Below are 13448 nucleotides of genomic sequence, written 5' to 3' on the forward strand. Positions count from 1 at the left end.
AAAGTTACAATTATCTATAAATAATAATGCTATAACTAGCATATCTTGTCAAAATATGATAGAAAATCTATTAAATAAGCTTCAGCAACAAATTTTCTAGTAAAATAGGTCTATAGTATTGTTTAACTAAAATTTTCTATTAGTTCTATTTAACTCCATTTTTCGACATTGTTTTCTTAAAATAGCAATTTACAATGTTATAGAACTCTAGTATAATTGGTTTATTCTAAGATTTTATAGAAAAGGTGGGTCTTCGGTTGGATGAAAACAAATTAATGGTTGTGCTTGTAAAACCAGGACAACATCCCCAATCCACTTACATTCCGAATGATTTATCATACTTCGAAGAACTAGTAGACGGTCCTGTAAGTGTAGAAAAGTTCTTTATCAGCGGTTATAGATTAGTATGCAGCGTAGATGAAGGGTATGGTTATGAAAACAGCTCAATGCCACTTGGCACATACTTCATCGCCCGTTACCATACATCATTTGAAACAATGGAAGCAGAAGAAACTGAAGAAATCAAAAAGCTGCTTAGAGAACGATCGAAAAAGCGCAAAAAGAAAAAAGGCTTATTTTCAATATTTTCTAAGTAAAATATCCTATATCTTGGTAACTTAACAGGATATAGGTCTTTTTACCCTTATAAGATCTTGAAATTTTCTTAAGAAAATTTATTTGTATACAAAAGGGGCTGTCCAAAAAGTGTCTAAGTCTCTCCGAACAACAACATTTTAAGAAAAATCAATCGTGGTTTTGATCTAAAATGTTGTGTTGGAGGTGTCTGACACTTTTCATAGGACAGCCCTTTTTATTCTTCATCTTATTCTGATTTCGGATAACTGATTAAGTTTGTAAAGATACGATATCCTCCAGGTACTTGATTTTGGATTTGCCTGTACCAAACGAGATTTGTATAGACATAGCTACCTTCACCATAATCAGTATACAGAATTCCACCATCGAATGTATCTCCATCCAAATCAGTCATGTTGATAAGTGTTTCGTATCTGTCATCCCATTCCATCGGATAATACAGACCTCTCTCCTGTACCCAACCATCCCAGTCTTCTGCAGTTATTTCATTTGGATAGTTCAATAAGGTGTGGTTTGGTTGTAAGACTTCATATTCTGAGGTTTCATCCGTCACACGCCATTCAATTGATGGCTGACCAATCGTCAACGGATAAGGGGCTGTCGCATTTGGATCCCAGTTATCCCATGGTTTATTATATTGGACGACCAGATGACCGCCGTTCTCAACATATTCTAATAAATGGGCATTGTTGTTTAATAAGTCTTCTCGTGAAAGATAGGCTCTTATTCCCGTCACAATCGTGTCATATTGCGACAGATCTCCATTAGCTAGTTCCCCATCAGAAATACGTGTCACATCCATTCCAGCGTTGATCAGTTGATCGGCTACCATATCGAATCCTGACTCAATATATCCAATCTTCAGATCTTCTGGATAGTTCAGTTCAAAAGCTACTCCTTGTATTGCTGCTTCTTTTAAATAATAAAAGGTCCCGATATGGTCATAAGCGATCTTTTGTACTGTTGTATCGAGTTGCTTTCCTTCCACCTCTGCTACAGGTTTGATTTCAAATTCCCCATTTTCAATCCCTTCTGGAGGTGTTAAGGTGAAGGAGACATTCTTCGAAGTATCATTTTCTCCAAGCTCGACTGTTTGACTTTCAACTGGTTCCCATCCCTCAGGGAGATTCAAGGAAACCTCGGCTGTCAGCGGGCCATTTGAATAATTCGTTACATTCACATCAATTGTTTCTTCCTTCATTTCTTTAGCTGTATTGACAATCATACTAGCAGGGTCCGCTTTCAAACTAACCTCTGGAAGGACCGCTATCGTTTCTTCGGGGTTATAATTAAGTTGAACTGCTTGCCTTTCAACCTTATAGGTTACTTTCGTTGATAATACACTGTCTTCATGTGGTTGATAATACTCAGCATCCTCTGGAACATGGATTTTAACGTCAAAGTTCTGTTCATCACCCGGCGCTAAATTCTGAGCATGCATACTTCCATCTACATCCCAATCTTCCGGCAAGTTCAATTTGGCTGTTACATCTTTAAGCTCAACATCTCCATTGTTTTTCAAAGTAATGTCTACATAAGTACTTGTTCCTTGAGTCAAATTAGGAGCTGCAACATTTGTCGATACTTCTAATTGGGATGCGACCTTGCTGGTATTCTCCAACTGCTCTTCTTTCACATTCAACCTGTGTAATAGATCTTTTTTATCGATATCATTGAATTGGAAATGCTCGACGAATCGTTTGGTTTTATAAAGTTGCTTCAAGGCATTGTGCGTGTCTTTCAAAACAGATTGATGACTTGGATAAGCCTCGATTACTTCTTCTAGGTCAGCTTGCAGCTTTTCTAACTGGCGTTTGATTTTACGATCACTACGCTTCAATTCTTCTGCATATTCATTAAAATCATATGGGATACCTTCGAATATCGTCTCTTCCTGTTCAGGGATTTCGCCAACTGAAGACTTGACTAAATCCAAATAGACCATTTCTGATCCCGGTTCAACCTCACGGCCCATCCCCTGGCTTTTATGAAGGTATCGAGATTCTTCACCGATTTGAGGGTATGTCTGATCATATACTGGGTCATAATCCCCGACCTCAATCCCTACTGTTGCTGTTTCAACTGATTCAGCCGGTAAATATAACTTTTTGATTTGCCAAGTGTCCAGTCCTTCTTCTTCAATTTGTTCGGGAAATACCGAAGGATCAGCAGCGTCTTCAAATGCTTTCTGTGACAAGATCGATATTGCTCTATGGTGACCATGTTGGGATTCAACGTTTCGGAAAGATGGCATGACGATGTCTGGTTTATATGTGCGGATCAGTCTGATGAAACGTTCATAGGTTTCTTCTTCTCCCCATTTCTGCAAGGTTTCATCAGGAGATTTTGAAAAACCAAAGTCATAGATTTCATCATCGGTCGTTTGACTTAAATGAAAAACTTCTACACCGGTAACCTTTGAAGCCTCAATCAATTCTCTTGAGCGGATAATCCCAAGTGCGTTCCCAAGTTCTTCACCTATCTCATTCTGACCACCTTCACCTCTGTTGGCAATCAAGCTAGCAGTATGTACCCCTAGCCCTCGTGATAAGTATGCTAAGAGGTGGCTTCGTTCATCATCAGGGTGTGCTCCTGTATTCAAAAAGCTGGTTATCGTATCAAGAGGCTTTACAGCACTCCAAAGTTCCTCGTCATGTTGTTCTTGAGCAGTTTGTCCTTTTGAGACAGCAGGAACCAAAAGAGTCAGTACCATTAATAAACTTAAGGCAATCATCCATTTTCTTTGGAACATTCGTATTTCTCCTTTCGAAAATCATATTTTCAGAAAGACATAGAAACGTTACCATTAAAAATCTGCGTCCCGGTCTGACCACCTCCTTGATTAAACAACATCTTAGTTAGTTAACTTTACTAATCAACTAGCCGAAAATGACAAGTTACCTAACAATTCCTCAATGATATCCAATTACCTCCAAATATTTACTAATCACAACAATAGTCATAACAATCATGACAAACCAGGTAGAAAATAATGGTGAAAAAGGACGGTACAGCATTACCGCCTGTTCCGTCCTGTTATAACTCACCATCGTGATTTTCTTCTTTCAATCATGTCTTTTACGATCATTCCATTTGTTCCGCCAGTAACCTTGCGTCGGTCAATGAAATGCTTTGGGCAAACAACCTCTTCCCAGTCCTCTTGCGAAATTTTCACCTCTTCCATCCACTTGTTGACTTCTGCAGCCGAGAGCTCATATAATTCTTTATTTATGGTATCTGTTCTTTTGGCAATTTGGCTGGCAGTATGATGAGCCTTCCTGAACGGTATCTCATATTTCCTTGCCAGGACATCTGCTAAATCTGTAATTGTAATCATATTCTCGCGAGCTTGCTGAAAAGCGCGATCGCAATTGAAACTCATGGTTGATACGACTGCTCTCATAAGCTTGAGCACACGAAGGCTTTTTTTGAATCCATTATATAAATGTGGCTGTAAATCATCTTCTGTATCCACGATGTCACCATAAGGCGTGTTATGGATCATCTGAAGGACAGTCATGCCCTCTCCTACTGCACTGCTTGCCAACGCGCGGCAATGCTCGATTGAAACTGGATTCCTTTTTTGGGGCATGATACTGCTGATTTGTACATAGGCATCCGATACCCTTAAAAGACCTACCTCTTTTGAAGCCAATCTTAAAAACTCTTGGATCCAACGGCCCATATTCGTCATTAAACTGATGTTTGCCTGACTGGCATCAATCAAATAATCACCTGTTGCGATTGCATCATAAGAGTTTTCAACCACTCCATCAAAATGGAGGAGTTCAGCAACTCGTTCCCGGTTGATATTGAAACCTGTCGTGGTAATAGCACAAGCCCCCATCGGAGACTGGTTCACGATGACCAGAGTATTTTTCAACCGTTGATAATCCCGATATAGATTATCAGAAATTGCTACAAGATAATGCCCGAAGGTTGTCGGCTGTGCAGGCTGTGTATGGGTATGGGCGGGCATGACCGTATCGATGTGTTCTTCTGCTTGGGTTATCAGTGCATGACCTAACTTCTTCACTTCCTGAAGCATTTCATTCAAATAATCACGTATCACCATCCGGTACATCGTCTCGCCCAAATCATTCCGACTTTTTGCGATATGCATCTTACCCGCAAGTTCTTCACCGATAAATTCTGCTATTTTGGATTCGACCAAGAAAAACAAGTCTTCGAATTCAGCTGAATACTCAATCGTGCTCCTGTCCATGATCGAAACTTGATCTACTGCATGTATAATCCTTTCAGCTTCTTCTTTAGAAAGAATGGCTTGTTCTTGAAGCATTATGGTATGAGCCCGATGAACCCTCATCATACTTTCAAATAAATGAGCACGTTGGTCCTGGAATATAGGCATTAACAATTCATTTGCAAAGGTCTTTCCTGGAAAAGAAGAACCATCCTGCTCTTCAAACGTTTCCTTATACGTTTTCATGTTACTTTCACCTCTTTTTTACATAGTATTTTCCGATTTCAAACCCAGGAACTTATATGAAATAAACAATACGATGGCGATCAATCCAACTTGTATCATGCCATATGCAGCAGCTTGACCAAGGTTGAACATCCGCAACTGATTCATGATTTCAATTGATATCGGACGATTACCTAATGTGTATAAGAGGACTGACGTCGGAAATTCTCCAACAGCTTGGACAAAGGCAAGCAATGTTCCGCTCAATACCCCTGGCATAATGATCGGAAGGACAATTTTACGGAACGTGTAAAACCACTTTGCTCCTAAGTTCTGGGCTGCTTCCTCAATGGAATCATCCAATTGTTCCAATACAGCTGTAGTCGACCTGACGACCAGAGGGATGAACCGTATGAAATAGGCTAATGGTAAAATCCAAAAAGTACCTACCAATGTTTGACCAAACGAAAATGGTGTCGGTTTATTGAAAGCTAAAATCAAGTTCATACCCACGACAGTAGCCGGTAATGCCCATGGGATCATCACGAGGATGTCGAGCAGGTTCTTCCCGATGAATTTTCTTTTCACAAGTGCATAAGATGTGATGATTCCGAACGCAAAACAACCGAGCGATGCAACAAATGCCATGAATAAACTATTACGCACAGGATCCCAAATCGAAGTATCTTTAAACAAAAGAATATAGTTTTCCAGATTGAAAGTTGTCGGGTAAATCTGCCACGTCCATGTTCCTTCTGGTACCAATGACAAAATCAATAGGGTTGCATGCGGCAGAAGCAAAATGATCATAGCTAGTATACCGAGAACCACCATGACCCATTTCAGAAATGGATTACTTACTTCACTTCGATGTGCTCCAATCCCTTTACTGGCCATCCTGTAATCGCGGCGATTCTGGAACCATCTCATAAATAACAGAAAGGAGATGGAAACAGCTGATAGAATGACGGATTGTGTAGCAGCCATTTCCAGGTTGCCATTTATTTTTGAAAAGTAGATTTGGAGGCTCAGTACACGAAAACCACCAGCTAATAGGAATGGTGCACTGAATGAAGCCATCGAAACCATAAAGACAAGTAAAGAAGCCGCCACTAGAGCTGGTGTCAACAATGGAAAAGTAACCTTCCAAAAAACAGTCCAACGGTTAGAACCAAGATTATAGGCTGCATCTTCAAGCGATGGATCGATATTGTTTATAGCAGAAGAACAAGTCATATAAAAATACGGATACATCGTATAGGCATGTACTAATAGAATTCCTGAGACGCCTCCAATACTGAATGGAACTTTCGAGAGGTTGAACAGATCTTTAATAGCATTCGGTACTAGTCCAGCTTCTCCATACAGAAACATAAATGACATAACTCCCACTAATGAAGGCAGAACAATCGGCATGATTGCCACGCCAGAAAAGAACCTCCGTCCCGGAAAGTCATAGCGGTTGAATATGAACGCAAGAGGTACCCCTATCAATGCACTGAACAATACAGATAAGAGGGAGATATAGACAGAGTTCCAAAGTGCCTCTAGATTTGAAGACGCCTTTGCACCGAAAAAGTCTGCATAGTTCTTTATTGTCGCAACACCATCACGTTGAAAGCTCTCAATTGTCGTTTCGATTGATGGATAGAGGACATATCCTGCCAGAACTAATATGATCGGAATCAATAATAATGCTGTTTTCCGTTTTTCCGCGTTCAACATTATGCTCTCTCCCTCATTGATGGCACCACTCTGATTTTTTCTGGTGGAAGCTGAAGCACGACTTCAACACCCTCCTGGAGATATGTAAAAGAACCCTCGTTTAAAGTAGTGACTTTTAATTGAATCCCTTCAGATAATTCAAGCAATGTATGGACTGCAGCTCCTGTGAACTGGACAATTTTCACTTTACCTCTTAAAACATTCGGTCCTGTGATATTCTCCTTACTAATCCTTATTGCTTCTGGTCTAATAGAGATTTTAAGATCCCTATTTGCTTTCAACCGTTCATCTAATAGCTGGGCTATTTGAACATCCATTCCAAGATCATTACAATGGATTCGATCATTTTCATAAGAAACTTTGTAAAGGTTCGTTTCTCCAATGAATTCAGCTACAAAGTCATTGACTGGGTTATTGTATATCTCTGTAGGGGTGCCAATTTGCTGACAAACACCTTCACTAAAAACAGCAATCCGATCGCTCATAGACAATGCTTCAACCTGGTCATGTGTGACATAGATGGTCGTAATTCCATAATCCCTTTGTAATCGTAAAATTTCTGTCCTCATTTCATCTCTTAATCTAGCATCAAGATTACTCAATGGTTCGTCCAGCAACAGAATATCGGGCTCGATCGCCAATGCCCTTGCTAAAGCCACACGTTGTTGCTGTCCTCCACTTAACTGACTGACTTGACGATCAATGAATTTTTCCAACCGGACTTTCCCAAGTACTTCTTTTACTTTTTCACTGATTTTAGAGCGCTCCATCTTCCTTACTTTTAAACCGAATGCAACATTTTCTGCTACGGTCATATGTGGGAAAAGGGCATAGTTTTGAAAAACCATGCCCGTATTCCGCTTCTCAGGTGGAACTGTCGTCATATCACGATCATTGAACTTCACTTTTCCTTCAGTAGGGTAATAGAACCCCGCGATCATCCTAAGAGTTGTTGTTTTACCGCAACCACTGGGACCGAGGAATGTAAAGAACTCCCCTTCTTCGATTTTCAAATCAAGCTCTTTGACGGCTGTCACATCTCCGAATTTTTTGGTAATGGTGGATAGATCCACTGCTGACATAGACAACAACTCTCCTTTTTCACTTTCTTTAAGGTGGACAAAGAAAGGTTATTCGCTCTTGTCCTTATCTGAACTTTTAATTTCTTGATCCCAATGTTCCATCCATTCAGGTGACTTCTCCTGGAACACACTCCAATCGATGTCCATCGGTTTGATTTCGGTATTTTCAATCCAATCAGGAAGCCCTTCTACATCATCACGTGTCGGGATCCGATAGAATTTTTCTGCTAAAAGCTTTGCCGCTTCCTTCGTATTGACGAACTCATAAAATGCTTTTGCTGCTTCTGGATGAGGTGCATCCTTCACAATTGCTATCCCTTCTGTCAAGACAGGGGTACCGCTTTCCGGAATCACATAACTGAACGGATATCCTTTCTCCTCAGCAAGCATGACTGTATCAGGCATATTCCATACAGAAATCGTTCCTACGCCTTTTGCCACCTGGTTATACATGACTTCAGGGTTAGCACTGTACTCTTTCGTATTTTGATCTAATTTTTGTAACCATTCATATCCTTCTTGAGGATCCTGGCTTTCTTTATACGAACGGTAGATCATTGCAGAATAAATTGTACGCATTGTTCCTGATGCTAATGGATAACGGATGATGATTTCATCCTTCCACTTAGTATCGAGAAGATCATCCCAGTCTTTTGGTGCTTCTTCTTCAGAAACCTCTTTATTGTTATAGAGGATCACTTCTGGGGTTTGGGAGGTACCTGTCCAGTACCACTCTTCATCATGGTACATATCCTCTAATGAGTCGGCATATGTAGGCTTATATTCCATCAGTAACTCTTCTGACTTCGCTTCATCAAACATGACTTGAGGGGCACCCCACCAAACATCTGCTTGCGGATTATTCTTCTCAGAACGGACACGGTCCAGTACCTCTTGTGAACCCATATCAAGAAATTCCATATCTACATCATATTCAGCTTCGAATTGTTTCTCGAATTCACTCAATATATCTTTACCGTGCGGAGAATACACGACAACCTTATCTTCTAGATTTCCGCTATCTTCATTTTCATTTCCTGAAGACCCTTCTTCTGAACCACTGTCACCGGCCATACAACCAGTCAAGACCATACTGAACATCAACAGAAAAAGAAAGGAACGAAATGTATTTTTACTTGCGATTTTCAAACCGAAAACCTCCCTGTCAGATTTTAAAAATAGAATCATATTCTTTGAGAAACAATGCACTTGCCCCGATGACTCCTGCTTCTTTACCTAATTTAGTAGGGAACACTTCACACTTTCCAGGAGTGTATTTCTTAATGATCTCTTGAAGCTGTTCTCTGAAACTCTCATATGATCCGCTGATACCACCTCCTAATATGATAATTTCAGGGTCTAATAATGAGATGTAATTCGAAATGCCGATCCCTAGATTTTCTATCGCAAAGTCAATGACGTCTCGTGCATCTTCATCTCCCTTATCTGCCATTTCAAAAGCCTCTTTTGCAGTAACTTTTTTATTGATCCGTTCCGATAGTTGCTCGCCTATTGAAATCCCACCTGCCATACTTTCAAGAAAACCGAATCCTTTAAGGACAGGGTTGAAGTCACGCGCCAATTCCCTATCAGTTACCTGATAGCCGATTTCTCCAGCACTATAGTTACTTCCTCGGTACAGGTTTCCATTAAGGATAATTCCGCTGCCGATTCCAGTCCCAATTGAGATATAAATGATGTTTGATTTCTCTACGCCTGCTCCGATCCAATGTTCACCTAGTACACTTATATTTACATCGTTGTCCACAAAAATCGGTAAATCGTAATAGGCTTCCAATTCATCTTTGATAAGGAACTGCTTCCACTCCAAAGCAGGAGCCGCAATAACCAAACCCTTTTCAACATCCGTCACACCAGCCACACCAAGTCCAATTCCAAGGATGTCACTTTTAGTCAAATTCAGATCGTTCAACATCTCTTGAACATCTTCTTGTAAGCGCTTAAACAAATCCTTATGTAAAAATTCCTGGGTAGGAAATTCACGATAAGAATGTACTTTACCCCTGAGGTCCGTTATTCCTGACGCTACTTTCGACCCTCCAATGTCGATTCCGATAATATAGGCATTGCGTTCGTTAAAACAGAGTTGCACCGGTTTACGCCCACCTGTGGTTGAAGAATTCCCCATCCCAACCTCATAAACAAAGCCATCCATAAGTAATTGATTGACAAGTTGTGACACAGTCGGTTTACTGATTTTTACTCTTTTCGATATCTCCGCTCTTGAGATCGGTTCATGCTCGATGATGCAATCCAATACGATTTTGGTATTCATATTTTTGATGTAAGCCGCATTCCCCTTTTGCATTCCTTTAACTCCTTACAATCACCAATTAGTTTGTTAAGTTAACTTATTAACCTAGTGTAATGAAAAATATGGTAGACTGTAAAACTCTGTATATTCCCTTCATATAGTTTTATCAGGTGTTTATCTCTTAATAATGCTGAAATACTCATTTTTTCTAATTTTTTAAATTTTTAATTAATTTAAGACTAATGAATTGTTACATAAACGAATATTAAAGTATAAGGAATAAAAAGTTGAACATACTGCTAGTAATCATTAAGTGGAGGAGTTGAATTTAGATGAAAGGAAAAGACCATTTCTTTACCGGAGTAGTTTGGGGAATTTCGTTAAGCATTCCTCTCTGGATATCTTTTTTTGGATGGATTCGGCTTCTCGCGCGGTTTGTTCGATGAGAGGTATCCAAATCTACTTATATACCTGAAATTTATTTATAAACTTCTATTTTTCATCATCTACAAATGGACATACTTCGGGTGGAGAACGATTATAGTCCGCATTCCTTTTTCGACATAGTTTATGATGAAAAGCACCCCCGTATCTACGAGAGTGCTTCCCTTCTAGTTTACCTTTGCTCTACTTTTAAACTTATAATCGAAACAGGTTTGGTAGAGTTGTTCGAGTTCACCTTGTGTCGGGACTCTTGGATTGTTGGCAGGGCTTCCGCTGTCGATCGCATCTACAGCCATTTTTCCGATTGCTTGATTAAAAGCTGCCTGATCGATTCCCCAGTCCTTGAGATTCGGGATATTCAGCTTTCCGCAAAGTTCCTTCACAGATTCAACCGCAATTTTAGCCAGCTCGGCATTGGACATGAATAGATCTGGTTCGAAAATCCGTCCTAAGTCCGCCAGGCGGTCTACACATGCTTCTTTACTGTATTCTAGAACGGCTGGCAGCAGCATCGCATTGGAATAGCCGTGTGGCACATGGAACAGTGCACCAATCGGCCTTGACATACCATGGACAAGACAAACGGAAGCATTCGTAAACGCGATTCCTGCTTGAAGGGCGCCAAGGGACATTGCTTCACGTGCATCGATATTTTCCCCGTCATTGTAAGCGGTCAAGAGATTTTCCACGATCAGTTTCATAGCTGATAAGGAAAAGGTGTCCGTCATCGGGTGTGCCTGTTTTGAGAGATAAGCCTCGATTGCGTGACTAAGAGCATCCACACCTGTTGCTGCAGTAATAGTTTGTGGTGAGGAAACGGTGAGCAAGGGATCGACTATCGCCACCTCAGGCATGAATGGCGGCTGTTTGATCATCATTTTTATATCGTCAGTCGTATTCGTGATAACCGTTACATCCGTTGCTTCAGATCCTGTTCCGCCAGTCGTCGGGATTGCGATGTGGGGGAGCGGTATGTTCAATACTTTTTCTCGATTCGGTCTGTAGTCACCTATGTACCCCACGTTGTTTGCCAGGACTGCTATCGCCTTCGCTGTATCGATACAGCTTCCACCGCCGAGAGAGATGACAAGATCACACTGCTCAGTTTTTAAAAGCTCTAATGCTTTACTTACATAACGATCTGTCGGCTCAGATTCGATCCCTAGATAAACCTCAGTCTCAACACCTTCTTTTTTAAGAAAGTCCCGGCATTTCGAAACGTACCCGAGTGCGTCCATCACTTTATCACTGACAATGAGTGCCTTTTTCCCTTTTGCTGCAGCTTCCAATCCTACGTTATCAAGAGCTCCACGACCATAATAGATTTGTTGTGGTGTCCGAAGTATTGCGAATTTCTCCACTTGATCCATCTCCTTTTTGATAGTTTGTCAGAGTACCAAATAAGCGATTGGAGTCACGATGATGAGTGTGAGAATTGTACGTTCAACCCAAATGAGCATCATTTTCCCTATGCTGAGCGGGATTTCAGTCGACAGAATACATGGAATCAATGCTGAAAAGAACATGATGGCGGATACAGATAACACACCGATGACAAAGCGCGTGACTAGAGGTGCATCCACGACTAGTAATGCTGGCAAAAACATCTCCGCGATTTCAATGGCTGCTGCTTTAGCGGCAAGCAACGGCTCTGGAATTTGTAAGAGCGCAGTGAATGGATAAAAAATATAGCCTAAAATATCGAAAAACGGCGTGAATTCCGCAAGCATAAGCCCGAGTAGGCCGACTGACATGATTGAAGGCAGGATCGCCATCGTCATGATGAAGCCATCCTTCAGATTAACCCAGATGTTTTTTCCGAATGTTGGCGCGTTCTTAGCCGCATCCATCGCCTGGGACCACGCGCTTTTCACCCGGTTGCCGGTCGGCTTCGATTCCGGAGTGCCTTCCATGCCTTGATAATAGTCATCACTCATGCTCCTCAGCGGGTAGATGCGGACTGTAATCGCCGTGACCAGGAACGTTACAAGCAAGGTCACCCAGAAGTATGTATTCCAGATTTCCATCAAGCCCAGTGTGTTTGCAACAACGATCATGAACGTAGCCGAAACCGTTGAAAATCCTGTCGCAATGATCGTCGCTTCCTTGACCGTGTACTTCCCTTCCTTAAAAACGCGGTTTGTGATGAGCAGGCCGATTGAGTAGCTTCCGACAAATGAAGCCACGGCATCAATCGCGGAACGTCCTGGCGTTTTCCAAATCGGACGCATGATCGGCTGGACGAGGACGCCGATGAATTCAAGCAATCCGTAACCGACGAGTAATGCAAGGAAAACCGCACCGATTGGCACAAGTAGACCGACTGGGATGACAAGCTTTTCAAATAGGAACGGTCCCATGTTCGGTGTCATCATCCAGGCCGGACCAAGCTTGAACATGATCAGAATTGACGCGAACAAACCAAGGACTTTGAGCAGCGAGAATACGAGCGTGACGTTGTCCTTCTTCCATGTTTTCGAATAAAAAGGATAGGCAGCCCCAAGTAAAATGACAAGCAGGGCATAATACGGCACCAGCGCAGGAAAAGTAACCTGGAACCAGGTAACAAGATGATCGAGCGGAATGGACGATTTCTCATTAACCGTAATCGGGAAGAAAAACATGAAGATTCCGATTGCGCTGAAAAATGCGAACTTCCCTACCGTCGATCCATTCGATTGCGTAGGTACCTCTGGATTCACTCCAGGATTCATCTGGGACATCTGTATACCTCCTTATTTGACACAATATTCCGATAATTAAATGTATTTAACTGCTACCATTAATTTAGATACGAAGCACTCCAAATCCTCTTTGGTTTATTTTTCTTTTTTCCTGATCGTTGTATATATGGATTTACGCATAAGAAAAGGCTGGCCATACGTGTCTATCTCCG

9 protein-coding genes are annotated in these 13448 nt (G+C 41.2%); 1 reads left to right on the forward strand and 8 read right to left on the reverse strand.

From position 1 onward, the window contains the following. Positions 1 to 257 precede the first annotated feature (257 nt). A complete protein-coding gene (locus tag ACTWQL_RS03870; protein ID WP_443141098.1) occupies positions 258 to 596 on the forward strand; it encodes a hypothetical protein in 339 nt (112 codons plus the stop codon). Positions 597 to 823: 227 nt separating this feature from the next. Here ACTWQL_RS03870 and ACTWQL_RS03875 read toward each other — a convergent pair whose 3' ends face one another. The 8 genes from ACTWQL_RS03875 to ACTWQL_RS03910 form a co-directional block, all read right to left on the reverse strand. After that, positions 824 to 3349, reverse strand: a complete 2526-nt coding sequence (locus ACTWQL_RS03875; protein ID WP_443141099.1) for an NEW3 domain-containing protein — start codon at positions 3347 to 3349, stop codon at positions 824 to 826. 291 nt (positions 3350 to 3640) lie between these two features. Continuing rightward, complete coding sequence (gene argH / locus ACTWQL_RS03880) at positions 3641 to 5047, reverse strand: argininosuccinate lyase (RefSeq protein ID WP_443141100.1); 1407 nt, start codon at positions 5045 to 5047, stop codon at positions 3641 to 3643. A gap of 18 nt (positions 5048 to 5065) precedes the next feature. Beyond that, positions 5066 to 6751 carry an ABC transporter permease gene (locus ACTWQL_RS03885; RefSeq protein ID WP_443141101.1) on the reverse strand — a complete coding sequence of 562 codons (1686 nt, stop codon included), beginning with the start codon at positions 6749 to 6751 and terminating at the stop codon, positions 5066 to 5068. After that, positions 6751 to 7833: an ABC transporter ATP-binding protein gene (locus ACTWQL_RS03890; RefSeq protein ID WP_443141102.1), complete on the reverse strand. Its 1083-nt coding sequence runs from the start codon at positions 7831 to 7833 to the stop codon at positions 6751 to 6753. The genes ACTWQL_RS03885 and ACTWQL_RS03890 overlap by 1 nt, the downstream gene beginning before the upstream one ends. Positions 7834 to 7881: 48 nt before the next feature. Further along, the gene (locus ACTWQL_RS03895; RefSeq protein ID WP_443141103.1) at positions 7882 to 8982 is read right to left on the reverse strand and encodes an extracellular solute-binding protein; all 1101 of its coding nucleotides are present in this window, start codon (positions 8980 to 8982) and stop codon (positions 7882 to 7884) included. A gap of 16 nt (positions 8983 to 8998) precedes the next feature. Continuing rightward, the gene (locus tag ACTWQL_RS03900) at positions 8999 to 10162 is read right to left on the reverse strand and encodes an ROK family transcriptional regulator (protein WP_443141104.1); all 1164 of its coding nucleotides are present in this window, start codon (positions 10160 to 10162) and stop codon (positions 8999 to 9001) included. A 557-nt stretch (positions 10163 to 10719) separates the two neighbouring features. Beyond that, complete coding sequence (locus ACTWQL_RS03905) at positions 10720 to 11913, reverse strand: iron-containing alcohol dehydrogenase (RefSeq protein ID WP_443141105.1); 1194 nt, start codon at positions 11911 to 11913, stop codon at positions 10720 to 10722. Between the two features lie 27 nt (positions 11914 to 11940). After that, positions 11941 to 13266, reverse strand: a complete 1326-nt coding sequence (locus ACTWQL_RS03910) for a YjiH family protein (RefSeq protein ID WP_443141465.1) — start codon at positions 13264 to 13266, stop codon at positions 11941 to 11943. Positions 13267 to 13448: the final 182 nt, after the last annotated feature.

The sequence above is a fragment of the Pseudalkalibacillus sp. R45 genome (assembly GCF_052246725.1).
Lineage (GTDB): Bacteria > Bacillota > Bacilli > Bacillales > Fictibacillaceae > Pseudalkalibacillus.